The 21,812-nt window shown below is 72.8% G+C and carries 24 protein-coding genes; 10 read left to right on the top strand and 14 right to left on the bottom strand.

Annotated elements, in window-relative coordinates; genetic code table 11:
• Positions 1 to 243 precede the first annotated feature (243 nt).
• The 3 genes from ACQ393_RS14575 to ACQ393_RS14565 all read left to right on the top strand — a co-directional run bounded on the left by ACQ393_RS14575 (position 244) and on the right by ACQ393_RS14565 (position 2,020).
• On the top strand, positions 244 to 660 hold the full coding sequence (locus ACQ393_RS14575) for a hypothetical protein (RefSeq protein WP_430647584.1): 417 nt from the start codon (positions 244 to 246) through the stop codon (positions 658 to 660).
• Positions 661 to 703: 43 nt separating this feature from the next.
• Positions 704 to 928, top strand: coding sequence for a hypothetical protein (locus ACQ393_RS14570; protein ID WP_430647583.1), 225 nt, complete (start codon positions 704 to 706; stop codon positions 926 to 928).
• A 108-nt stretch (positions 929 to 1,036) separates the two neighbouring features.
• Entirely contained in the window at positions 1,037 to 2,020 is a 984-nt protein-coding gene (locus ACQ393_RS14565) for a S41 family peptidase (protein WP_430647582.1), read from the top strand.
• A 116-nt stretch (positions 2,021 to 2,136) separates the two neighbouring features.
• Here ACQ393_RS14565 and ACQ393_RS14560 read toward each other — a convergent pair whose 3' ends face one another.
• The 7 genes from ACQ393_RS14560 to ACQ393_RS14530 all read right to left on the bottom strand — a co-directional run bounded on the left by ACQ393_RS14560 (position 2,137) and on the right by ACQ393_RS14530 (position 7,861).
• On the bottom strand, positions 2,137 to 2,715 hold the full coding sequence (locus ACQ393_RS14560) for a PIN domain-containing protein (RefSeq protein WP_430647581.1): 579 nt from the start codon (positions 2,713 to 2,715) through the stop codon (positions 2,137 to 2,139).
• Positions 2,716 to 2,718: 3 nt separating this feature from the next.
• Positions 2,719 to 3,156, bottom strand: a complete 438-nt coding sequence (locus tag ACQ393_RS14555; protein ID WP_430647580.1) for an excisionase family DNA-binding protein — start codon at positions 3,154 to 3,156, stop codon at positions 2,719 to 2,721.
• 172 nt (positions 3,157 to 3,328) lie between these two features.
• The gene (locus ACQ393_RS14550; RefSeq protein ID WP_430647579.1) at positions 3,329 to 3,568 is read right to left on the bottom strand and encodes a toxin; all 240 of its coding nucleotides are present in this window, start codon (positions 3,566 to 3,568) and stop codon (positions 3,329 to 3,331) included.
• The gene (locus ACQ393_RS14545) at positions 3,565 to 3,828 is read right to left on the bottom strand and encodes a ribbon-helix-helix protein, CopG family (protein WP_430647578.1); all 264 of its coding nucleotides are present in this window, start codon (positions 3,826 to 3,828) and stop codon (positions 3,565 to 3,567) included. The genes ACQ393_RS14550 and ACQ393_RS14545 overlap by 4 nt, the downstream gene beginning before the upstream one ends.
• Positions 3,829 to 3,923: 95 nt before the next feature.
• Positions 3,924 to 4,115: a hypothetical protein gene (locus tag ACQ393_RS14540; protein WP_430647577.1), complete on the bottom strand. Its 192-nt coding sequence runs from the start codon at positions 4,113 to 4,115 to the stop codon at positions 3,924 to 3,926.
• A 1,093-nt stretch (positions 4,116 to 5,208) separates the two neighbouring features.
• Positions 5,209 to 5,580: a DUF4440 domain-containing protein gene (locus tag ACQ393_RS14535; protein ID WP_430647576.1), complete on the bottom strand. Its 372-nt coding sequence runs from the start codon at positions 5,578 to 5,580 to the stop codon at positions 5,209 to 5,211.
• A gap of 82 nt (positions 5,581 to 5,662) precedes the next feature.
• Entirely contained in the window at positions 5,663 to 7,861 is a 2,199-nt protein-coding gene (locus tag ACQ393_RS14530; RefSeq protein WP_430647575.1) for a copper-translocating P-type ATPase, read from the bottom strand.
• 156 nt (positions 7,862 to 8,017) lie between these two features.
• On the opposite strand from ACQ393_RS14530, the gene ACQ393_RS14525 reads away from it, so the two are divergent.
• The 3 genes from ACQ393_RS14525 to ACQ393_RS14515 all read left to right on the top strand — a co-directional run bounded on the left by ACQ393_RS14525 (position 8,018) and on the right by ACQ393_RS14515 (position 12,464).
• On the top strand, positions 8,018 to 10,876 hold the full coding sequence (locus ACQ393_RS14525; protein ID WP_430647574.1) for a cation-translocating P-type ATPase: 2,859 nt from the start codon (positions 8,018 to 8,020) through the stop codon (positions 10,874 to 10,876).
• A gap of 116 nt (positions 10,877 to 10,992) precedes the next feature.
• Positions 10,993 to 11,985: an arginase family protein gene (locus tag ACQ393_RS14520; protein WP_430647573.1), complete on the top strand. Its 993-nt coding sequence runs from the start codon at positions 10,993 to 10,995 to the stop codon at positions 11,983 to 11,985.
• The gene (locus ACQ393_RS14515; RefSeq protein ID WP_430647572.1) at positions 11,982 to 12,464 is read left to right on the top strand and encodes a SixA phosphatase family protein; all 483 of its coding nucleotides are present in this window, start codon (positions 11,982 to 11,984) and stop codon (positions 12,462 to 12,464) included. The genes ACQ393_RS14520 and ACQ393_RS14515 overlap by 4 nt, the downstream gene beginning before the upstream one ends.
• 44 nt (positions 12,465 to 12,508) lie before the next feature.
• On the opposite strand, the gene ACQ393_RS14510 is transcribed toward ACQ393_RS14515, so the two are convergent.
• From ACQ393_RS14510 to ACQ393_RS14490, 5 genes are all read right to left on the bottom strand, one after another.
• Positions 12,509 to 13,240 (bottom strand): ABC transporter ATP-binding protein, encoded by a 732-nt coding sequence (locus ACQ393_RS14510; RefSeq protein WP_430647571.1) that lies wholly within the window; start codon positions 13,238 to 13,240, stop codon positions 12,509 to 12,511.
• Entirely contained in the window at positions 13,237 to 14,100 is an 864-nt protein-coding gene (locus tag ACQ393_RS14505; RefSeq protein ID WP_430647570.1) for an ABC transporter permease, read from the bottom strand. Before ACQ393_RS14505 ends, ACQ393_RS14510 begins: the two co-directional genes overlap by 4 nt.
• Positions 14,097 to 14,915: a molybdate ABC transporter substrate-binding protein gene (modA, locus tag ACQ393_RS14500; RefSeq protein ID WP_430647599.1), complete on the bottom strand. Its 819-nt coding sequence runs from the start codon at positions 14,913 to 14,915 to the stop codon at positions 14,097 to 14,099. The genes ACQ393_RS14505 and modA overlap by 4 nt, the downstream gene beginning before the upstream one ends.
• 46 nt (positions 14,916 to 14,961) lie before the next feature.
• Entirely contained in the window at positions 14,962 to 15,378 is a 417-nt protein-coding gene (locus ACQ393_RS14495) for a TOBE domain-containing protein (RefSeq protein ID WP_430647569.1), read from the bottom strand.
• Positions 15,379 to 15,455: 77 nt separating this feature from the next.
• Positions 15,456 to 16,112 (bottom strand): GNAT family N-acetyltransferase, encoded by a 657-nt coding sequence (locus ACQ393_RS14490; RefSeq protein WP_430647568.1) that lies wholly within the window; start codon positions 16,110 to 16,112, stop codon positions 15,456 to 15,458.
• Positions 16,113 to 16,298: 186 nt separating this feature from the next.
• Here ACQ393_RS14490 and ACQ393_RS14485 point away from each other — a divergent pair, with 186 nt between their 5' ends.
• Genes ACQ393_RS14485 through ACQ393_RS14470 form a run of 4 tightly spaced genes read left to right on the top strand, consistent with a single transcriptional unit; the run spans position 16,299 to position 20,266 of the window.
• On the top strand, positions 16,299 to 17,390 hold the full coding sequence (locus ACQ393_RS14485) for a ThiF family adenylyltransferase (protein WP_430647567.1): 1,092 nt from the start codon (positions 16,299 to 16,301) through the stop codon (positions 17,388 to 17,390).
• The gene (locus tag ACQ393_RS14480) at positions 17,390 to 18,586 is read left to right on the top strand and encodes a molybdopterin molybdotransferase MoeA (protein ID WP_430647566.1); all 1,197 of its coding nucleotides are present in this window, start codon (positions 17,390 to 17,392) and stop codon (positions 18,584 to 18,586) included. Before ACQ393_RS14485 ends, ACQ393_RS14480 begins: the two co-directional genes overlap by 1 nt.
• Positions 18,583 to 19,833 (top strand): bifunctional molybdenum cofactor biosynthesis protein MoaC/MoaB, encoded by a 1,251-nt coding sequence (gene moaCB / locus ACQ393_RS14475; protein ID WP_430647564.1) that lies wholly within the window; start codon positions 18,583 to 18,585, stop codon positions 19,831 to 19,833. Before ACQ393_RS14480 ends, moaCB begins: the two co-directional genes overlap by 4 nt.
• On the top strand, positions 19,826 to 20,266 hold the full coding sequence (locus ACQ393_RS14470; RefSeq protein WP_430647563.1) for a molybdenum cofactor biosynthesis protein MoaE: 441 nt from the start codon (positions 19,826 to 19,828) through the stop codon (positions 20,264 to 20,266). Before moaCB ends, ACQ393_RS14470 begins: the two co-directional genes overlap by 8 nt.
• A gap of 47 nt (positions 20,267 to 20,313) precedes the next feature.
• Here the strand turns inward: ACQ393_RS14470 and ACQ393_RS14465 are convergent, their stop codons facing one another.
• Both ACQ393_RS14465 and moaA read right to left on the bottom strand, forming a co-directional pair.
• Positions 20,314 to 20,562 carry a MoaD/ThiS family protein gene (locus tag ACQ393_RS14465; protein ID WP_430647598.1) on the bottom strand — a complete coding sequence of 83 codons (249 nt, stop codon included), beginning with the start codon at positions 20,560 to 20,562 and terminating at the stop codon, positions 20,314 to 20,316.
• Positions 20,563 to 20,584: 22 nt separating this feature from the next.
• Entirely contained in the window at positions 20,585 to 21,652 is a 1,068-nt protein-coding gene (gene moaA, locus ACQ393_RS14460) for a GTP 3',8-cyclase MoaA (RefSeq protein WP_430647562.1), read from the bottom strand.
• Between the last annotated feature and the right edge of the window lie 160 nt (positions 21,653 to 21,812).

Raw genomic sequence — 21,812 nt, 5'->3', positions numbered from 1 at the left:
CACTGTCGCGCGGGTCGCCGCTACGAAGCTGGCCGAGCAACATTTGCCGGTGGAGCCTGCGTTGCACTGAAGGATCGGGAGTGGCCGCGGGCGCGGCAAACCCCGCCGCATACGCTTAGGTCTGGGCTTGCACGGCTCGTCGGAGAGCGCCGATACCCCCGAACTTTGGAGCAATGGTTGATCAGGTGGATCGTCCCGCGGGCCGTCGGACGCGTCGCGCGTGCTGTTGGAGTCGGCGTCGGCGTGGCCTGGGTACTCGCCGCATCCATCGGTCTCATGAACATCGGTGCCGAACCGCACGATCTGATCACACGACCCGCGTCACTTGTCGTCCTGATTCCGGGCATCCTGCTCGCAGCGCGCGCGCTAATGCTGCGAGTGAAGGTCGATGCAGGGACCTTGATCATTGTGAGTTGGTGGCGCACGTATCGGTTCGACAGCCGCGAGGTGGAAGAGCTCCTCGTCGAGCATTACTCCGGGTACATCAACCGGTGGGCGGACACCGACATCATGGCCCGGAACGTGAAGATCATCGGGGTCGCCGTCGCTGGCCGGGACCGCTTCTTCCCAGCGACGGCAATGTCGAATGCAACCGCAAGACGTCTGCTCCCGGAACTTGCTCGAGCGCTGGACGCTCCCATGGAAGTAATGCCTCAGTGACGGATCGGAATTGCAGCGCCGGCGCCTCGGCTACGGTCGGTACATGGACCTGCAAGCGGAACTGCATCGGTTGTCCGTGCCAGACTCCGCGTACAGCATCGGCCACGACTCGAACGAGGCGTACTGCCTGATCGAGGAACCCAACGGTTGGCACGTCTACTTCAGCGAGCGGGGTCGCCGTAACGACGAACGCGTCTTCTCATCCCAGGCCGACGCCGCCGTGGAGCTGCTGCGACGGATACGCGCGGACGGCGCGATGTCGCGCTGAGGGATCGTTCGCGCGTCGCTGGCATCTGGGCGCGGTTGGCGGGGTCGGCATGTGCGAGCCTTGCCTGACGGAATCGATACCAGCCGAGCAGACCGAGGGTGGATTGGTGTGAGAGCAGGGCACGTTCGGCGTGGAGCGCTGGCGGGGCTCGCCGCGTCGCTGGCGCTGACCGTGGGCGGTTGCGCGCCGTCCGGGGAGGTGAGCGTTCGTGACTACGTGGATCAGGCCATTGCGGGCCTTGATGAAGGGCTCTACGCGGATTCTCCGGAATGGGACGTCGCTGTCGCTGAGGCGCTCCCGGATCTCTATTCGGCGAAGAACATCCCCGGCACCTACCGGCTTCTCTCTTCCCTGACGAAGGTCGCGGGTGGTGCGCACAGTTTCTTCTCGACACCGGCAGATGTCGCGGCGTGGGAGCAGCCATACCCGCCCGGCCACGTGCCGGTTCCGACGGTGAGCTACGACGGCCCGGTCGCGACGGTCGTGGTGCCCGGGTTCTCCAGCGCCCACCAGGACGAGGCGGACCTGTATCTCGAGGCGGCAGCGGAGATCTTCACATCGGAACGGGCACGGTCCACCTGCGGATGGGTCGTCGACGTGAGCGCCAACACCGGAGGTGACCTGCGGGTGATGCTCGTGGCGTTGAGTCCGTTGCTCGATGACGGCGTCGTCGAGGTATTCCGGGAGCGCGACGGCTCCACGACCGACGTCGTGGTACGTGCGAATGCGGTCTCGTGGGGAGACGAGGTCTGGGGCGAGCTGCCGGCCGAGCCGACCAAGCTCCCGAACCGGCCGATCGGCATCGTTCAGAGCGGCGCGACCGCGAGCGCCGGGGAATCGGTGATCATCGCCTTCACCGGGCAGGAGGCCGTGAAGACGTTCGGCTCCGCCACCGCGGGGTTCACGACAGTGAACGACGGATTCGAGCTCCCCGACGGTGCAGCCGTCACGCTCTCGTTCGCCGTGATGGGAGATCGAGAAGGCAACTTCCACGAAGGCCCGCTGACGCCAGGCAGGGAAGTGACGCACGGCGATGGATCATCACAATCGGTGGCTCGGGAGTGGGCGGCCGGTCAATGTCCCGACTCCTGAGTACGCCGCCACCGCGACGCAGCCGAAAGCATCGGCGATCAGATGGTTCGCAGTAGGGGATGGGGAGTGACCACGGAGGCCGCGCCTGCGTGAGTCGGTGTGTGGGCGTGAGTCGTCTAGCCCCGGTCAGTGTCAGCCAACATCTCCCTAACGGCTTTCGCGAACTTCGGAGCCCCGCTGCGGGCTAGCCTCGCCAGCAGCACCTCTGCTGCGACGGGCGGATGGGTCATCGCCGCGGCTTGCTCTGTGATGAGCTGGCACGTGGCGGTCGGTCCGAGGTCGAACTGATCCAGCAAGAAGTCATCCAACCGGATCGTGGCCAGACCGAAGGGTCGCAGTGCAGACTCGGGGAAGTCGCTGACGTTCTCTGTGACGATCACGTCCGCGCGACCGCGAATGGCTGCGGCAACAACATGCCGATCGTCGGGGTCCGGAAGCTCGATCCCTCCCTCGAGTGATTCCCATCCGTCGACAAGAGCATCGTCGAAGGCCTCATCCAACGACCGAAAGCGGCTCTGGAACCTGCTTGGGTCAATGTCGGGATGGATGCGCTCGAGTGCACGCAGGGCCTCATCGACGACCCGTTGTGACCACGACGGCCGGAACGCGCCGGAGTCGGCCATCCGCAGCATGGTGTCGCACGGCGCGATCGGAACCAGCACGCAAGCATCGAGAAACGCCGTGAACAGCGCCACCGCCTACGACTTCCTCGCCTCGGCGAGGGCGTCCCGATACGCCCCGGCGTCGACGTCGTACAGGCCGTCCTCGCTTGCCTGGCGGGTCAGCTCATCAAGACGACTGCGACGATCGATCCGCTTCCGCTCGCGGTACGCGAGCACATCCTGCAGGCGAAGACGCCGATGCCGAGAGGCCCCGAGGCGCTCGAAGGGCAACTCGTGCTCGTCGAGCAGCCGGACCAAGGTGTTCCGGCTCACGCCCAGCAAGTTCGCCGCCTGCTGGGTAGTCAGTTGACGGTCGATCGGCTCGACACTGACGGACGCACCGTTGCCCATTGCGTTCACGACCTGCCGGAGCACCTCATAGACCTCGAGAGGCAAGGGGATCTGCTCACCATCAGGCCCGAGCAGCATCGCGGGGGCGGAATGGTTTTCGAGCAGCCGCGCGAGGTTGAGCATCTCCTGCAGGTCCTCCGGCGGAGCGACCACGCGTGGCTCACGGGAGGGGCTGGGAACGGGAGTACTCATGTCCTCATTATCGCCCAAAACGTTCAAAACGTCCATATCGCCCACCATCTCTTTATCCCGCTGGTCTCGCGCCCGTCGCGCTGAGGGATCCCTGGTTGGCCGCCTACGGGAGGAGGTCGAGCATTTGCGGTCGTGCCTTCATCGCGTGGATCACCAGTTCGTTCCCGCTGTCGAAGACCAGCACGACCGTCTCGAGCAGTCGACCTCGGGTGTCGAACCCGAGCCGGAACTGCCGGGCGGGCGAGTCGTCGTCGAGGTCTTCGATCCAGATCGGCCATGAAGCGGCCTGCGTCGCATCTTCGGGGCTGATGCCGTGTCTGAGTGCCGAATCGTGAACGTTCACGCAGCGTACGCGGCCAGTGCGTCCCGGATGAGCTCAGACCGAGTCTTGTGCTCGCGGGCAGCGCGGGCATCCAGCGCTGCGAGTTCGTCACTGGTCAATCGCAGCGCGACCACCTGCGACGGCTCGGCACCACGCCCCGGTCGGCCGCGTCCGCGCTTCTTCAGCGTCGCGATGTCATAGCCGGCTTCGGCTTCAGCGACCCACTCGGAGATCTGCTCCTCGGTGACGGGCGCACCGTTGATCGTCTCGCGCTTGCTCATGGCAATAGTGTAATACGTAAATGCCAGTTGGGAACAGTCGCCAGTCGCGCTCAGGGATCGTCCGTGGTCAGCGGCGCGAGGCAAGCGACGTCAGCTCAGGGGATGGCGCCCTTGCCGGCATCCCGGGCGGCACCGGCTCCATACGCGCGGGCCTGCGCCTCAGCATGCGATGCGTCCGCAGCGTGATCCGACCCCTGGGAGTTTCGACGGTCGCGGACCGTCAGGATCCAGACGAGTCCGCCCAGGAGAGCGATCCCGACCACGACTGCGATGATGACGATCTCCATCGATGCTCCATTCCGCTTTCGGTCAAGCTAGCACCGCACTCCCGTTGAGATCTCCATCGGCGGGCTTAGAGCAGCTGTGGCAGGAAGACGGCCGCGAGCACCGCGAGCGGTATGAGTGCGAGCAGGAGCAGGGCGCGATTGATTCGTCGCCGGCTCACGGTGCCCTTCTCGAATGAGGAGCGGCTCATCTTGTCGAACTCTGGAAGGAGCGCTTGGTAGGGCGGCTCGGGTTTGTTCGAAATTCGTTCGGGCGGTCGGGTGGAGTCGTCTTCGTCTCCCATGCCCCCAACCTAGTCACGCGCGGGAGCGCGTCGAGGATCTCCCGGCTGACCGGTCCGACTTGCGACACGACCGCCACCGAGTCCTTCTCCAGGCCGGAAGCGCGGTGACCCGAAGTCGACCCGGACGACGTCGCCGTGGGCGATCACCACTCAGTCGCCTCGAGCATGCGGCGCTCGGTCTCCGGGAGGAACGGGCTGCCGGCCGGGGGCTGCCCGACGCGTTCGATGACCGCGTCGGCCAGGGCGGTCGGAACTGCCTCGCCCTCGAGTTCCTCGATGCATCGTCGCGCTGCCGCAATGCCGAAGCTGCTGCGGTCCGGACATGAGACCGGTCGCGACCCCTGGGCCTCGATGTTCGCCCTCCGGCCACGGCGACCACTGGGCTGCCGTTACGCAGTGCGTCGCCGAGAACCAGGGCTGGACGGACGCACTCCGCTCGACGCATCAGGGGATCGTGTGAGAGGCATTCGCTCGGGCGCGCCCGAGCGGCGAGATATCGCTGCGATGCTCCTGAGACGTAGCCCATACGATCTCATGAAGCCCGTCCGGTCCGACAGACGGCAACACCCGCATCTGCCTCGCGAAGTTCACCGAGCCATGGACGTACGGCGACCCAGTTCAACTGGCCGAAGGAATCGACGAGGCGACACTCGTCGCGGCCGAGTTGGTCGGGGCCGAGGGCGTCAAGGTGATCGAGCAGGCTGCGTCTCGGGCGGTGGTCCTCGACGACGGGATTCGCCTGGGAGTGGGGATGGGCCCGGCGAGCGATGGCGACGAGCCCTGGGACGCGCGCGTTCCTCTCCGCAGCGCCGTCAGCCGACGCGCGCGTCGAGCGGCGTGCCCTGGTGGAACAGCATCCGCGGGCGGTCGCCGGTGACGCGCCACAGCGAGCTGCGGCGGCTGCGCATGCCGTCAGCGTCGAGCGTGTAGGTCAGCAGGGCGAGATCGGATGCCACGAGCTCGACGTGCTCGCCGGTGACGACGGCCGACTGCACGTCGACCGCGTCGGGGCCGGTCATCACGTCGATGAGCTCGTCGCGCGTCCACAGCCGCCCGCTGCGGCCGATCTCGCGGAACGATTCGTCGAGCAGGTCTTCGAGGGCGGCCGGGTCGCGCCGGACCTCGGGCTCGAGCAGTCGGCGTTCCGCCCCGGTCACGAGCACGGCGATGGACTCGTCTTCCATGCGATCGACCCTACGCCGTCGAGCACGCCGTGGCCGAGCGAGCCGTGCCGGGGCGTTCCTCGCCCGGCACGGCTCATCGCGCTCAGGCCCGCTCGAGCACCGCCTGTGCCGACGCCTCCGGCCGGAGGTCGAGCCGGCGCAGCAACTGCGCGTTGGCCGCGACGATCACGGTCGAGAGCGACATCAGGATGGCGCCCACCGACATCGGCAGCACGAACCCGATCGGCGCGAGCACGCCCGCCGCGAGCGGCACCGAGACGAGGTTGTACCCGGCGGCCCACCAGAGGTTCTGCTTCATCTTCCGGTACGACGCCCGCGAGAGCTCGATGACCGAGAGCACCGAACGCGGGTCGCTCGAGGCGAGGATGACGCCGGCCGACGCGATCGCGACATCCGTCCCCGCACCGATGGCGATGCCGACGTCGGCCTGCGCGAGCGCGGGCGCGTCGTTCACCCCGTCGCCGACCATCGCGACCGAGAGGCCCTCGCGCTGCAGCTCCTTCACCTTCGCCGACTTGTGCTCGGGGCGCACGCCCGCGAACACCCGGTCGATGCCGAGCTCCTCGGCGACCGTGCGCGCGACCGGTTCGGCATCGCCGGTGATCATGACGACCTGGATGTCGAGCGCGTGCAGCGCCTCGATCGCCTCGCGGGACTCGGGGCGGATCTCGTCGGCGAGCGCGATCGCGCCGGCGACCTCGCCGCCGACGACGACGTGCAGCACGGTGGAGCCGCGCTCGGCCCACCCGCGCGACGCGTCGAGCGGCCGGAGGCCCTCGCGCTCGAGCAGGCCGGGACCTCCGACGTGGACCTCGCGCCCGTCGACCGTCGCGGTCACGCCGATCGCGGCGGACGCGGCGAAGTCCGACGCGGGCCGGAGGGCGAGGCCGCGGCGCTCGGCGTCGGCGACGATGGCCCTCGCCAGCGGGTGCTCCGAGTCGTGCTCCGCGGACGCCGCGAGCCCGAGCACCTCGTCGAGGTCGTGTCCCGGCGCGGCCGCGGCATCCGTCACCGCCGGCTCGCCCCTGGTCAGGGTGCCGGTCTTGTCGAACAGGACCGCGCCGACCGTGCGCATCGTCTCGAGGGCGAGGCGGTCGGTCACGAGCACGCCGCCGCGCGCGGCGCGCTCGGTCGAGATCTGCACGACGAGTGGGATCGCGAGCCCGAGGGCGTGGGGGCAGGCGATCACGAGCACGGTGACGGTGTGGATGACGCCCTCGTCGGGGAGGCCGACGAGCGCCCACACGATGCCGGTGATCGCCGCCGCGATGAGCGCGAACCAGAAGAGCCAGCCGGCCGCGCGGTCCGCGAGGCGCTGGGCGCGCGTGCTCGAGGACTGCGCCTGGGCGACGAGGCGCTGGATGCCGGCGAGGGCGGTGTCGTCGCCGACCGCGCCGACGCGCACGCGGATCGCGGTGTCGGTCGCGACGGTGCCGGCCACCACGTGCTCGCCCGGGCCGCGGCTCACGGTGCGGGATTCACCCGTGATCATCGACTCGTCCATCGCGGCGGTGCCGTCGACGACCTCGCCGTCGGCGGGCACCCGCCCGCCGGGGCGCACGATCACGACGTCGCCGAGCACGAGGTCGGCGGGTGCGACCGTCTCGACGCCGGTGTCGGTGACCCGCTCGGCCTCGTCGGGCAGGAGCGCCGCGAGCGCGTCGAGCGCCGAGGAGGTCGCGGCGAGCGAACGCATCTCGATCCAGTGGCCGAGCAGCATGATCACGATGAGGAGCGCGAGCTCCCACCAGAAGTCGAGGTGGTGGGGGAGGATGCCGAGGCTCGCGCCGAGCGAGGCGCCGTACGCGACCGTGATCGCGAGCCCGATGAGCAGCATCATGCCGGGCTTGCGGGCCTTGAGCTCGGCCCAGGCGCCGGTGAGGAACGGCGAGCCGCCCCAGAAGTACATGACGGTGCCGAGGACCGGTGAGATCCAGGCGACCCAAGCCGCGTCGGGCAGCGGGTACCCGATGATGTCGGCGAACATCCGGCTGAACCCGATCGTCGGGACCGCGATGACGAGCATGATCCAGAACAGGCGGCGGAACTGGCCGACGTGATCGCCGTGCCCCGCGTGGCCGCCGTGGCCGGACATGTCGTGCCCGGCGTGCGCCGCCGGGTCGTGCCCGGCGTGACCCGGCATGTCGTGGTCCGGCATCGCGCCGTGCGCCGTCGCGGAGGGGTGCTCGGAGTGCGCCGCCATCCGAAGGTCCTCGGCGGTCTCGCCGGCTCCGTGTTCGTGCGTGTCGTGCCCTCGGTCGATCTCGCGCCCTGCGCTCATCATCGGCCTCCTCTTCGGTACGGTACGTACCCCTATGGGGTATTCACTACAACGCCCGGGCGACCATTCCATTCCCGAGCACTCCGTCGCGCCGGCAGCGTCACGCGGGCCCTTCGCCCATTGCGACCCGCGGGCGTCCCTGCACACGATGGACGCATGCCGACGCCTCGCGACCCCGACCCCGCCTGCGAGGATCCGGCCGACGTCGCCGCACGCCTCGGCGTCGACCCGGCGGCCGGGCTCACCGCTGCCGACGCCGACGAACGGCTCGACGCGCACGGGCCCAACGAACTCAGGCCCGCCCGCCGCGTGCCCGTCTGGCGACGCGTCCTCGCCCAGTTCACGGATCCGCTCATCCTGCTGCTCCTCGCCGCGGTCGTCGTCTCGGTGGTCGCCTGGATCGTCGAGGGCGCGAACGGCTGGCCGATCGACGCGCTCGTGATCCTCGCGATCATCGCGCTGAACGCCGCCCTGGGCCTCGTGCAGGAGTCCCGCGCCGAGCGGGCCGTCGCGGCGCTCGCCGTGATGACGCGCGCCCACTCGACGGTACTCCGCGACGGCGAGCTCCGCACGGTCCCGAGCGGGGACCTCGTGCCGGGCGACGTGCTCGCGCTCGCCGAGGGCGACCGCGTCGGCGCCGATGCCCGACTGGTGCGCGCCACCGCGCTGCGCGTCGCCGAGGCCTCCCTCACCGGCGAGAGCGAGGCGGTGGAGAAGGACCCGACGACGCTCGACCACCGCGTGCCGCTCGGCGACCGACGCGACATGGTGTTCGCGGGCACGGCGGTGAGCCGCGGCACCGGCCGCGCCATCGTCACCGGCACCGGCATGGCGACCGAGATGGGCGCGATCGCGACCATGCTCGACGAGACGGTGGAGGAGCCGACGCCCCTGCAGGTCGAGGTCGGCCACCTCGGCCGCATGCTCGGCCGCATCGTGATCGGCATCGCGATCGTGGTGATGCTGACGGTGACGATCGTGCAGGGCGTCGACACGCTCGAGGACTTCGTGACGGTGCTGCTGCTCGGCGTCTCGCTCGCCGTGGCCGCGGTGCCCGAGGGCCTGCCGGCGATCATGTCGCTCGTGCTCGCACTGGGGGTGCAGCGGATGGCGCGCCGCAACGCCGTCGTGAAGCAGCTCTCGAGCGTGGAGACGCTCGGGTCGGCATCCGTCATCTGCACGGACAAGACCGGCACGCTCACCACGAACCAGATGACGATCCAGCGCGTCGTGACGGCGTCGGGCGTCGTGGACCTCGGCGGCGTCGGCTACGCGCCCGTCGGCGCGGCGACCTCGAAGGGCCGCGACCTCGTCGAGGGGCCGCTGCTCGCCGAGGCGAGGCTCGTGCTCGGCGCAGGCTCGCTCGTCAACGATGCGCAGCTCGCCGAGCACGACGGCGTGTGGGAGATCGAGGGCGATCCGACCGAGGCGGCATTCCTCGTCGCCGCGCGCAAGGTGGCCGGTGCCGCCGAGGAGGCCGCGCGCTACGGCCGGGTGGCCGAGGTGCCGTTCAGCTCCGAACGGAAGATGATGTCGACCGCGCACCGGCACGAGGCGGGCGACCTGGTCGTGCTCAGCAAGGGCGCGCCCGACGTGCTGCTCCAGCACTGCACCCGCCTCCAGGTCGGCGACGAGATCGTCCCGCTCGACGCCGTGCGGCGCGCTCACGCGCTCGCGGAGATCGAGACGCTCTCGGAGGAGGCGTTCCGCACGCTCGCGGTCGCGTACCGCCCGGCGCCCGAGCTGGCGGGCGACGGGCCGGCGGATGCCGCGGGGCTCGACGAGTCGGCGGAGCAGGATCTCGTCTACGCGGGGGTCGTGGGCATCATCGACCCGCCGCGCCCCGAGGTGCGACCTGCGATCGCGGAGGCCCATGCCGCCGGGATCCGCGTCGTCATGATCACCGGCGACCACCCGGCGACGGCGGCGCGCATCGCGCGCGACCTCGGGATCATCGGCGAGGACGGCATCGCGCTCCCGGGTGCCCGCCTCGACGGCATGGACGACCGCCAGCTGCGAGACGCGGTACGGACCGTGTCGGTCTTCGCGCGCGTCGCGCCCGAGCACAAGCTCCGCATCGTCGACGCGCTGCAGGCCGAGGGGCTCGTCGTCGCGATGACGGGCGACGGCGTCAACGATGCCCCGGCGCTGAAGTCGGCCGACATCGGCATCGCCATGGGCATCACGGGCACCGAGGTCACGAAGGAGGCGGCGAAGATGGTGCTCGCCGACGACGACTTCGCGACGATCGTGCACGCGGTCCGCGAGGGGCGCGTGATCTTCGACAACATCCGGAAGTTCCTGCGCTACCTGCTCTACTCGAACATGGGCGAGGTGCTCACGGTCTTCCTCGGCGTCGTGTTCGCCGGGGCGCTGGGGTTCGCGGGCGCCTCGAACGAGGCCGTCGTGCTTCCCCTGCTCGCGACGCAGATCCTCTGGATCAACCTCGTCACCGACTCGGGGCCGGCGCTCGCCATGGGCGTCGATCCGGAGGTCGACGACGTGATGGCGCGCCCGCCGCGCGGGCTGCACGACCGCGCGATCGACCTCGGCATGTGGATCGGGATCGCGACGACGGGCATCGTGATCGCGGTCGCGATGCTGCTCACGATGGACGCCTTCCTCCCGGAGGGCCTGATCCCGGGCGGCACCGACACGTTCGAGACCGCGCGCACGGCCGGGTTCACGACGCTCGTGTTCGCGGGGCTCTTCACCGCGTTCAACGCGAGGTCGGCGACCTCGAGCGCGTTCCGATCGGTCTTCGCCAACCGCTGGCTGTGGGGCGCGGCCGCACTCGCCGTGGTCCTGCAGGTCGCCGTCGTCTCGTGGGCGCCGCTGCAGGTCGCCTTCGGCACCGCGCCGCTGGATGCCGCGCACTGGGCGGTGTGCGTCGCGATGGCGTCGTCCGTGCTGTGGGTGGAGGAGCTGCGCAAGCTCGGCATCCGCGTCGTGGCGCGTCGCCGTGCAGCGGCGTCGGGGGCGAGCGGGTCGCGGGCGGCGGGAGCGCCGGCGTGACCGCGGCCGCGACCTGATCCGTACCACCCGCGCCCGTGCCGTGCGTCCGGGATCGGAGACACCCGCCCGCGCCGAACCGTGGGCCCGCGGCATCCGTCGTCGCTATCGTCGGCAGCATGACCGAGGCTGCCGCACTCTCGCACGATCCGCTCTGGCCACGCGCGGGCGACTGGCCGGCGTTCGAGGCGATGCCGGATGGCGCGCGCGCCGCGCTCGCGATCCTCGGCGTTCCCGCGTGGCGCACGTCGCTGTCGCCCACCGCCGCGCACGCGACGCCCGCCGCGATCCGTGCCGCGCTGCGGCGCTACAGCCCGGCGCTCGTGCCCGACCGCTCGCGCGACCCGCTGAACTTCCCGCTCGCCGGCGGGACGGACCTCGGCGAACTGGCCCTCGTCGACGCCGGCGATATCGACGAGCCCGACGGCGACGCGGGGGAGGCCCGCACGCGGGCACGCGTGGGCGAGGTGCTCGCGCGCTCCGACGCGCTCCTCGCGCTCGGCGGCGACAACTCGGTCACGGTCGCGACCGCGCTCGGGGCGTGGGGGCCCGACCTCGGCGCCGCCGGGCTCGTCACGATCGACGCGCACTACGACCTGCGCGACGGCGTCTCGAACGGCTCGCCGGTGCGACGCCTCATCGAGGCCGGGCTCGACCCCAGCCGCATCGTGCAGATCGGCATCCAGGACTTCGCGAACTCGGCCGCCTACGCGCGGCGCGCCGCCGACCTGGGGATCACCGTGATGCACCGCAACGAACTCCACCACCGCCTCCCCCACCTCGCGATGGCCGAGGCGCTCGAGATCGCGGGCGCCGCCGGCGGCCCGGTCCACCTCGACGTCGACGTCGACGCGTGCGACCGCTCGGTCGTGCCCGCCTGCCCCGCGTCGGTACCCGGGGGGCTCGCGGCGTGGGAGCTCCGCGCGCTCGTCCGTGCCGCGGCATCCGACCCTCGCGTGCGCAGCGCCGACCTCGTCGAGATCGACGCGACGGCCGACTCGGCCGACGGGCGCACCGTGCGTCTCGCCGCGCTCTGCGTGCTCGAGTTCGCCGCGGGGGTCGCGCTGCGGCTCGTCCCCGACCCCCGCACGGTGGCAGACTCGGCCCCATGAAGACCCTCGTGCTCGTGCGCCATGCGAAGTCGGCGTGGGGCGACCCGACGCTCGCCGACCACGACCGGCCGTTGAACGACCGCGGCCGTCGTGACGCGCCGGAGATGGCGCGCCGGCTCCGCGAGCGCGGGGTCGTGCCCGACGCGATCCGCGCGAGCACCGCGCTCCGGGCTCGGAGCACCGCCGAGGCGATGGCCGCGGAGCTCGGCCTGCCGACCGACGCGCTCGTGCTCGACGAGCGGCTCTACGGTGCGGGGCCCGACACGATCCTCGACGTCGTCGCCGAGCTCGGGGACGTGGCGGGCACGGTCATGGTCGTCGCGCACGACCCGGGGATGTCCGACCTCGCGTACCGGCTGTCGGGCGAGATCGAGCACATGCCGACCTGCGCCGTCGCGGAGTTCCGGTTCGCGATGTGGTCGTGGGCGGAGGTCGCCGCGGCCGACGCCGTCGCGGTGCACCTCGACACGCCCCGCTGAGGGACCGGCTCACGCGACCGGGGCGCCGCCGGCGCCGCCCGCGGTCAGTGCTCGTCCGCCGAGGTCGCGAGCATCCGCCGCACGTACGCCGTCGCGGGCGCCGCGGCGACCTCGTCGAGCGTGCCCCGCTGCGTCACGCGGCCGTGCTCGAGCACGAGCACGTGGTCGGCGAGCACCGCGGCATCCGCCCTGCTGTGGGTCACGACGACGGTCGCGCCGCCGAACTCGCGCACGTGCTGCGCGAGCTCCTCGCGCAGGTCGTGCCGCAGCTCGACGTCGAGCGCCGACATGGGCTCGTCGAGGAGGAGCACCTCGGGCTCGGCCGCGACCGCGCGCGCGAGCGCCACGCGCTGGGCCTGGCCGCCGGACAGTTCGCCCGGCAGCCGGTCGGCGAGCGCGGCCAGCCCGTAGCGTTCGAGCCACGGCTCGGCCGCGGCGCGGGCAGCCTGCCGCGACCCGCGCATGCGCGCGGCGAACGCCACGTTGTCCCGCACGGTGAGGTGCGGGAAGAGCACGTAGTCCTGGAACAGCACGCCGATCCGGCGCCGCTCCGGCGGAAGGCTGCCGACGTCGTGGTCGCCGACGCGAACGGTCCCGGCGTCGATCGGCACGAGTCCCGCGACGGCGGCGAGCAGCGTCGACTTGCCGGCCCCGTTGGGGCCGATGACGGCGAGCGGATGTCCCGGCCGGACGTCGAACGCGGCCTCGATGCGATGCGGGCCCCGAGCGACGTTCACGTCGGCGTGCAGCTCGGGCCGTGCGGGCGCGTCGATCATCCGCGCACCCCCGGCAGCCAGCGGTCGCGGAGCAGGAGCAGCACCGCGACCGACACCGCGAGCAGGAGCAGGGCGAGCGCGATCGCCTCGTCGGGGTCGGTCTGCATCGCGAGGTAGCTCGCGATGGGGAGCGTACGGGTCACGCCGGGCAGCGACCCCGCGAACGTGATCGTCGCGCCGAACTCGCCGAGCGCGCGGGTGAAGCAGAGCACCGCACCGGCGGCGACGCCGGGCGCGACGAGCGGAAGGGTGACGTGGCGGAACACCTGCCAGCGCGATGCGCCGAGCGTGGCCGCCGCGAGCTCGGTGCGGCGGTCGGCTGAGCGAAGCGCCCCCTCGACGGCGAACACGAGGAAGGGCAGCGACACGAACACCTGCGCGATCACGACGGCCCCGGTCGTGAACGGCACGGTGATGCCGAGCCCCTCGTCGAGGAGGCCGCCGAGGATCCCGTGTCGGCCGAGCAGGAGCAGCAGGGCGATCCCGCCGACGACCGGCGGCAGCACGAGCGGCACCGTCACCGCCGCCCTGAGCAGTCGACGCGCCGGCGTCGGCCACGCCGCCGCCCGAGCGAGGAGTGCGGCCAGCGGCACGCCGAGCACGAGGCAGGCCGCCGTGGCGACGACGGCGGTGCCGACGGACAGGACGAGCGCCTCGAGCACCGACTCGCGGGCGAGCAGCTCGCCGAGCTCGCCCCACGGCGCGCGTGCGACGAGCGCGACGAGCGGCAGCACGAGCACCGCGAGCCCGATGGCGGCGAGCACGGCGACGGGCCACGCGAGCCCGCCGTGCCGGGGAGCGGTCCGACGGGCCGCCCGATCCGGGCGCCGCTCGCGCGCCGGGGCCTCGGGCCCGCTCACGGTGCCCCGAACCCGAGCCGCTCGAGCACCGCGCGCCCGTCCGGCCCCGTGACGAACTCCGCGAACGCCGCGGCCGCTCGCGCGTGCGGCGCGTCGGCGAGTGCCGCGATCGGGTACCGGTTGACGACGGATGCCGCGGCGGCGACCTCCACGCCCTCGACCCCGTCGCCGGCGGCCCGGACATCCGTGCGGTACACGAGCCCGGCGTCGACCTCGCCCAGTGCGACCTTGGTCAGGACCGCCCGCACGTCGGGCTCGAGCGTGTCGGGGGCCGCGGCGACGCCCGCCTCGTCCAGCAGCGCGGCCGACGCCGACCCGCACGGGACGCTCGCGTCGCAGAGCGCGATGCGCAGCTCGGCGCGGCCGAGGTCGTCGAGGCCGGCGACGCCGGCGGGGTTGCCCGGGGGGACGGCCAGCTCGAGCGTGTTCGTCGCGAACACGACGGGGTCGTCGGCCAGCCCGGCATCGACGACCGCCGCCATGGGCGCCTCGGCGGCCGCCGCGTACACGTCGGCCGGGGCGCCCGCGACGACCTGCTGGGCGAGCGCGGCGCTGCCGCCGAGGTTCAGCACGACCCGGACGTCGGGATGCCGCGCCTCGAACCGGTCGGCGAGCTCCTCGAACGCGTCGGTGAGCGACGCCGCGGCGAAGACCGTCAGGGTGCCCGCCTCGAGCGCGTCGCCCGAGGGCGTGCCGCTCGCGCCCTCGCGCACCGCGGCGGTGCTGCCCGGGCCGTCGGTTCCGCCCGAGCACGCGGCGAGGGCGCCGACCGCGGCGACGGCGAGTGCGATGCCCGCGAGGCGGGCGCGCGCCATCCCGGTCACGGCTGCCCGCCGGTACCCGAGCGCACCACAGCTCCGTTCACTCCCCGACCCCCGCGGGCAGCTCGATCGAGACCACCGTCGCCTTGGCGCTCGCCGCCGCGAGCATGCCGGGTTCGAGGCCCAGCTCGTCGGCCGCCTCGCGGCTCATGAGGGCGACGATGCGGAACGGGCCGGCCCGCAGCTCCACCTGCGCCATGACGCCGTCGCGCTGCACGGCCGTCACGAGTCCCACGAACCGGTTGCGCGCGGACGCCCGCGCGAGCGGGAACGCCTGGGCGAGCGCACCGCCGTCGGGCTCGTCGCCGAGCAGGCGGACGATCTCGGCGCCCGCCACCATGCGCATGCCGTTCGGGCCGCGCTCCGCCTCGAGGCGTCCGGCCTCCACCCACCGGCGCACGGTGTCGTCGCTCACCCCGAGCAGCGCCGCCGCTTCGCTGATGCGGAACGAGGTCACGATTCGGACCGCGGATGCGTCTCCATGAGGATACGGTAGCCGCAGGTGCGGAACCGGTCCAGTGTCGCGAGCCCGGCTCAGCGGCCGTGGAGCTCCCGGAACCGCTCGGCGTCCAGCGCCATGATGCGGTCGGTGCCGTCGTTCGACACCTCCCTGAAGCCGAGCCGCTCGGCGAGCGCCTTCGACGCCGCGTTGCCGACCGTCATGTGCGCCTCGACGACCGTCGCGCCCAGGTCGTCGAACGCCAGGTGGAGCATCGCGAGCCCCGCCTCGGCGGCGTAGCCCTTGCCCTGCCACTTCGGGCCGATCACCCAGCCGACCTCGAGGCGGCGAGCGCCGGGTTCGAGGGTGCGGAGGTGCAGCGACGCGTCGCCGATGAGCCGGTCGTCATGCGTCACCGCGAGCGCCAGGAAGTCGTCCTTCTGCTCGAGCCGGGTGTGCCCGGTGCGGTGCAGCAGGTGCACGAACGACTCGGCGCGGGTCCGCAGGGGCCACGAGAGGTGTTCGACCACCGCGGGATCGGACTGCCATTCGTACCAGGTCGGCGCATCCGAGAGGCGGTGGGGTCGGAGGCGCAGTCGCTCGGTGACGATGACGGGCGAGCGGACGCCGTCGGGGATGCGCGGGCCGCGCAGGAACCGCGGGCGTTGCGGTACGAGATCGCGCAGGAGGTGCAGCACGTCGGTCGACCGGTGCGTCCCGGTACCCGGTGGTGCTCCTGCGGTGCGACTCATCGAGGCCCCCTCTTCACGTTCCCGCATTCATCCGCGTCGCGCAAGCACCCGATTCGTGCTCGACGGCGGCGGACCGCGGCACGTCCCCACCATGGCCCTCCTCCGACGCTAGGCGGAGATCCTGAGAAGACGGCAGGGATTGCCTGCGCCCACCCGATGCGGTAGCCGGCCTGCGAGAATCGAGCCATGCCGATCGATCCCGACGCTCCGCGGTTCGCGCGGCAGCGCGTGCTCCCGGGCCTGGGCGCCGACGGCCAGCGGCGCCTCGCCGGCGCCCATGTCGTCGTGCTCGGCGCCGGCGGGCTCGGCAGCGCCGTCATCCCGGTGCTCGCCGCCGCGGGCGTCGGCCGGCTCACGCTCGTCGACGACGACGTGGTCGAGCCCACCAACCTGCACCGCCAGACGCTGCATCACGACGCCGACGTCGGGCGGGCCAAGGTCGACTCGGCGAAGGATGCCGCGGCGCTCCTCGCACCCGACGCCGTCGTGCGCGGTGTCCGCGCACGATTCGACGAGGGCAATGCCGACGAGCTGCTCGCCGATGCCGACCTGGTGGTCGACGGCACGGACGACATCCTCACGAGGTACGTCGCCGACGCGGCCGCCGCCCGGGCGGGGATCCCCCTGGTCTGGGGCTCGGCGGCCCGCTTCTCCGGTCAGGTCGGGGTGTCGTGGGAGGCCAGGGGCGTCGGGTACCGCGACCTGTTCCCCGAGCCGCCGGCCGATGCGGGGTTGAGCTGCGAGATCGACGGCATCCTCCCGTCCGTGTGCACGGTGACCGGCGGCCTCATGTCGGGCGAGGCGCTGAAGCTCCTGACGGACCTCGGCGACCCGCTGCTCGGCCGCGTCGCGGTGTACGACGCGCTCACCGGGCGCACGCGCGAGATCGCCTACGCGAGGGCGTCGGATGCCGCGGGGCCCGCGTCGGCGGATGCCGGGCCGCCCGCGCGCCCGGCGACTCCCGCCGAGGTCGAGCCGGCGGCGCTCGCCGCGGAGCTCCGATCCGACGCCCCGCCGCTGCTCCTCGACGTGCGCGAGCCGTGGGAGGCCGACCTCGTCGCGATCGCCGGGTCGACCCTGATCCCGCTCCACGAGCTCGGCGCGCGCACGCTCGAGCTCGACCCCGAGGCATCCGTCGTCGTCTACTGCCACCTCGGGGTGCGCTCGCGCATGGCCGCCGAGCACCTGCTGGCCTCGGGGTTCGCCGACGTGCGGAACCTCGCCGGCGGCATCGACGCGTGGGCGCTGGCGGTCGACCCCGGACTGGCGAGGTACTGATGACCCGGATCCCGTTCGACGAGCACGCCCGGTTCGTGCGGTCGCTGCTGGCCCCGCTCGGCGCCCGGCCGACGGAGCGCGTCGGGGTGGTGGACGCGCTCGACCGCATCACGGCGTCGCCGGTCGAGTCGCCCATCGACCTGCCGCCGTTCCGCAACGCCCAGATGGACGGCATCGCCGTCCGAGCGGCGGACGTCGCCAAGGCCCCCTTCGAGCTGCCGGTGACCGGCGAGTCGGCGGCGGCACCGGGCACGCCCGCACCACTCGCGGCGGGAACGGCCGTGCGGATCATGACCGGGGCGCCGGTCCCCGCCGGCGCGGACGCCGTCGTGCCGGTGGAGGACACCGAGCCCGGCTCCGCACCCGACCTCGTGCGCGTCCTCCGCGGCCGCACCGCGGGCGAGTACGTGCGCGAGGCCGGCTCCGACCTGGCCGCCGGCGACGACGTGCTGCCGGCCGGCATCCGCCTGGCGTCGCGCCACCTCGCCGCCGCGGCCGCCTCGGGTCTCACCGAGCTGCTCGTGCGGGAGCGCGTGCGCGTCGCCGTGATCAGCACGGGCAGCGAGCTCGTCGAGCCGGGCGCACCGCTCGGCCCGGGCGAGCTGCCGGACGCGAACGGCGTCGCGCTCTGCGCCGCCGTCGCATCGAGCGGTGCCGTCGTCGTGCACTCGGCGCGCGTCCGGGACGAGGTCGACCGGCTGCGCGCCGAGCTCGACGCGGCGGTCGAGGGGGGCGCCGAGCTCATCCTCACGAGCGGCGGGATCTCGAAGGGCGCCTACGAGGTCGTGCGGGAGCTCGTCGAGCCGCTCGGGGCGTGGGTCGGGTCGGTCGCGATGCAGCCCGGCGGGCCGCAGGCGACGGGCGTGTACCGCGGCGTCCCGCTCATCGGCTTCCCCGGCAACCCGGTGAGTGCGCAGCTCTCGTTCGCGCTCTTCGTCGCGCCGTCCCTCCGTGCGATCGCCGGCCTGCCGCCGGCGCGCACCGAGCGCATGCCCCTCGCCGAGGCGATCCGCTCGGTGCCGGGCAGGCGGCAGTTCCTGCGGGGCCGCCGCACCGACGACGGGCTCGCGCTGGCCGTGGGCGGCCCGGGTTCGCACCTGGTCGCCGCGCTCGCGGCCTCCGACCTGCTCATCGTGATCCCCGATGACGTCGAGGCGATGGCGGCCGGCGACGAGGTGGATACCGTGGGACTATGAGCGACCGTCCGATGAGCGAGCGGCCGATGAGCGACGGCCCGACGACCGCCGGCCCGACGCGCGAGCTCACGCACCTCGACGACGACGGCCGCGCGCGCATGGTCGACGTCGGGGGCAAGCCGGTGACCCGCCGCGTCGCGATCGCCGAGGGCCGCCTCGACACCACGGCCGAGGTGGTCGGGCTCGTGCGCTCCGACGGGCTGAAGAAGGCCGATGTGCTGCCGACCGCGCGCATCGCGGGCATCTCGGCGGCCAAGCGGACGAGCGAGCTCATCCCGCTCGCGCACATCGTGCCGCTCGATGCCGTCTCGATCGACTTCGGCTTCGAGGACGCCGCCATCACGATCCGCGCGACGGCGTCCACGACGGGGCGCACCGGCGTCGAGATGGAGTCGCTGACGGCGGTCGCCATCGCGGGCCTGACGCTGCACGACATGGTGAAGGCGGTCGACCCGGCGGCGCGCCTCGGCGGCATCCGGCTCGTCGAGAAGCGCGGCGGCAAGCGCGGAGTGTGGCGAGCGGATGGCGCGGCGCCGGGACCGCAGTCCGACGCCGCCGACGAACCCGCCCCGCGGCACGCTCCGGACCCGGCCGCGACGGATGCCGCGGCGCAGCGCCGCGCGATCGTCCTCGTCGCGTCGACCCGCGCGGCTACCGGTTCCGCAGAGGACACGACCGGCCCGGCGATCGTCGAGTGGCTGGACTCCCGAGGGTTCGCGGTCGACGCGCCGCGCGTGGTCGCGGACGCCGACGTCGCGGCCGCGCTCGATTCGGCGGTCGGCGAGCGTCCTGCGGTGATCCTCACCACGGGCGGGACGGGCGTCAGCCCGACGGATCGCACCCCCGAGGCGACGCGCACGGTGCTCGATCGCGAGCTGCCCGGGGTCGCCGAGGCGATCCGTGCGGCCGGACGCACCGCTACGCCGACCGCGGCCCTGAGCCGTGCGCTCGCCGGCGTCGCCCATGGCACGGTCGTGATCAACCTGCCGGGCTCGCGCGGCGGGGTCGCCGACGGGCTCGCCGTGCTCGACGGACTGCTCCCGCACCTCGTCGACCAGGTCGCCGGGGGCGACCACGCGCCGCGCGGGAGCGAGGGTTCCGGGTCGGGGGCGACCCACCCTCGCCACCACGACGTCGGGGATGCCGGCGCGCACGGCGCGGCGGATGCCGCTGCCCCCGGTGCGGCGGACGCCGGCGCACTCGGCGAGTCCGATCGCCTCGAGCACGGGGGTGCACCGCATGCCTGAACCCGACGAGCCGGACCGCATGCCAGAGGTCTTCGCGGTGGTCACCGATGCCCCGCTCGATCGCGCGGCGGTCGAGGCGTTCGTGCTGTCGCAGCGCGACGGCGCGCTCGTGACGTTCGAGGGGGTCATCCGCGACCACGACCACGGCGAGCCGGTCTCGGCGCTCGACTACTCGGCGCACCCCGACGCGGAGCGATTCCTCCGCGAGACGTGCCTCGAGGTCGCGCGCGAGACCGGGCTCGTGGTGGCGGCCGCGCACCGGTTCGGCGCGCTCGCCGTCGGGGATGTCGCGCTCGTGGCATCCGTCGCGGCACCGCACCGTGCCGAGGCCTTCGCGGCCTGTGCCCTGCTCGTCGATCGCATCAAGGAACGGACCCCGATCTGGAAGCGGCAGCACCTCGCGAGCGGCACGACGGAGTGGGTCAACCTCTGACGTAGCGAGCCCGAACCGCGCAGCGCTGATCCGTGCCCGTACGCCGGTCAGCCGCCCGCGAACGGCGGCAGGACGTCGACCTGCGCGCCGATCGGTGCGTCGCGGTCGCGCCGCACCACGCCGTCGACCAGGAACGATCCGTTCGCCACCACGCGCGCCATCGTCGGGCCGTACCGGGCGACGAGCAGGTCGGCGAGCCCGCCGACCGTCGCGGTGTCGCCCTCGTGGAGCACCTCGATCCGTTCCTCCTCGGCGCCGGCCGCCTCGGCCGCGGCCGCGAAGTACCGCACGAGCACCGTGCGCACGGCCGTCGTCGTCTCAGCCACCGATGCCTCCCATCGTCCGGGCGGGCCGCACGAAGTCGAGGTCGTCGATGCCGTGACCGGCCTTCTTCGCCCACATCGCCGCACGCCAGACGTCCGCGATCTCGTCGTCGGACGCCCCGGAGCGGAGCAGGCTCCGCAGGTCGGTCTCGTCATCGCCGAAGAGGCACGACCGCACCGATCCCTCCGCGGTCAGCCGCGTGCGGTCGCAAGCGCCGCAGAACGGACGCGTGACCGACGCGATGACGCCGACGGTCGCGGGGCCGCCGTCGACGAGCCAGTCCTCGGCGGGCGCGGCGGGATCCTCGCGGCCCACGGGCGAGAGCGCGAAGCGCGAGCCGAGGACCGCGAGCAGCTCCTCGGCGTCGACCATGTGGTCGCGGCGCCACGCCTCGTCGGCATCGAGCGGCATCTGCTCGATGAAGCGGAGCCGGCATCCGTGCTCGATCGCCCAGGCGAGCAGGGCGGGCGCGTCGTGCAGGGTCTCGCGCATGAGCACCGCGTTGACCTTCAGCGGCCCGAGACCCGCCCGGTGCGCTCCGGCGATCCCGGCGAGCACCGCGGGCAGCCGGTCGCGACGGGTCAGCCGGGCGAAGTGCTCGCGATCGAGGGTGTCGAGTGAGACGTTCACGCGTGTCAGGCCCGCGTCGCGGAGCGCGCCCGCGCGCTTGTCGAGCCCGATCCCGTTCGTGGTCAGTGCGAGCGGAGTGCCGGGCGCCGCTTCGGCGCTGCGCCGCACGATCTCCACGAGATCGCCGCGGGTCAGCGGCTCGCCGCCGGTGAACCGCACTTCGCGGATACCCAGGTCGCGGACCGCGATGCCGACGAGCCGCCCGATCTCGGTCGCCGACAGGAGCTCGTCGCGCGGAATCACCGGGAGCCCCTCCGCCGGCATGCAGTACGTGCAGCGCAGCGAGCAGGCGGAGGTGATCGAGACCCGGAGGTCGTGCGCGACGCGCCCGAAGCGGTCGACGAGGCCCGCGACATCCGGTCTGCCCTCGATCGACGGCACGTCGGTTCGCGCCCGGCGGACGGCCGGGATGCCGAGCGCGATGGCAGCCATGACCCCACCCTACGCACGGCGGGCGCGGCGCGGGCCCGTCGGACGTTTCGTGAAGGTGACGGTTTCCGGCGAGGTTCCCGGGCGCTGCGAACGTCCGGGCCGCGGGCCGCCCGGACGGCGAGCCCGTCGTCGCGTTCGGATCGACCGGTGACATCCGTTC

Source organism: Agromyces sp. GXS1127 (assembly GCF_050565425.1).
In the GTDB taxonomy this organism is placed as follows: Bacteria; Actinomycetota; Actinomycetes; order Actinomycetales; family Microbacteriaceae; genus Agromyces.
The sequence above is the reverse complement of the archived record's forward strand: the minus strand, read 5'-3'. Positions and strand labels throughout refer to the sequence as shown.

Coding starts and splice junctions, on each gene's coding strand:
- ACQ393_RS14570 (WP_430647583.1), top strand. CDS start 704: ATGGACCTGCAAGCGGAACTGCATCGGTTGTCCGTGCCAGACTCCGCG.
- ACQ393_RS14555 (WP_430647580.1), bottom strand. CDS start 3,156: ATGCTCAACCTCGCGCGGCTGCTCGAAAACCATTCCGCCCCCGCGATG.
- ACQ393_RS14545 (WP_430647578.1), bottom strand. CDS start 3,828: ATGAGCAAGCGCGAGACGATCAACGGTGCGCCCGTCACCGAGGAGCAG.
- ACQ393_RS14540 (WP_430647577.1), bottom strand. CDS start 4,115: ATGGAGATCGTCATCATCGCAGTCGTGGTCGGGATCGCTCTCCTGGGC.
- ACQ393_RS14535 (WP_430647576.1), bottom strand. CDS start 5,580: ATGGAAGACGAGTCCATCGCCGTGCTCGTGACCGGGGCGGAACGCCGA.
- ACQ393_RS14530 (WP_430647575.1), bottom strand. CDS start 7,861: ATGAGCGCAGGGCGCGAGATCGACCGAGGGCACGACACGCACGAACAC.
- ACQ393_RS14525 (WP_430647574.1), top strand. CDS start 8,018: ATGCCGACGCCTCGCGACCCCGACCCCGCCTGCGAGGATCCGGCCGAC.
- ACQ393_RS14520 (WP_430647573.1), top strand. CDS start 10,993: ATGACCGAGGCTGCCGCACTCTCGCACGATCCGCTCTGGCCACGCGCG.
- ACQ393_RS14515 (WP_430647572.1), top strand. CDS start 11,982: ATGAAGACCCTCGTGCTCGTGCGCCATGCGAAGTCGGCGTGGGGCGAC.
- ACQ393_RS14510 (WP_430647571.1), bottom strand. CDS start 13,240: ATGATCGACGCGCCCGCACGGCCCGAGCTGCACGCCGACGTGAACGTC.
- modA (WP_430647599.1), bottom strand. CDS start 14,915: ATGGCGCGCGCCCGCCTCGCGGGCATCGCACTCGCCGTCGCCGCGGTC.
- ACQ393_RS14490 (WP_430647568.1), bottom strand. CDS start 16,112: ATGAGTCGCACCGCAGGAGCACCACCGGGTACCGGGACGCACCGGTCG.
- ACQ393_RS14485 (WP_430647567.1), top strand. CDS start 16,299: ATGCCGATCGATCCCGACGCTCCGCGGTTCGCGCGGCAGCGCGTGCTC.
- ACQ393_RS14480 (WP_430647566.1), top strand. CDS start 17,390: ATGACCCGGATCCCGTTCGACGAGCACGCCCGGTTCGTGCGGTCGCTG.
- moaCB (WP_430647564.1), top strand. CDS start 18,583: ATGAGCGACCGTCCGATGAGCGAGCGGCCGATGAGCGACGGCCCGACG.
- ACQ393_RS14470 (WP_430647563.1), top strand. CDS start 19,826: ATGCCTGAACCCGACGAGCCGGACCGCATGCCAGAGGTCTTCGCGGTG.
- moaA (WP_430647562.1), bottom strand. CDS start 21,652: ATGGCTGCCATCGCGCTCGGCATCCCGGCCGTCCGCCGGGCGCGAACC.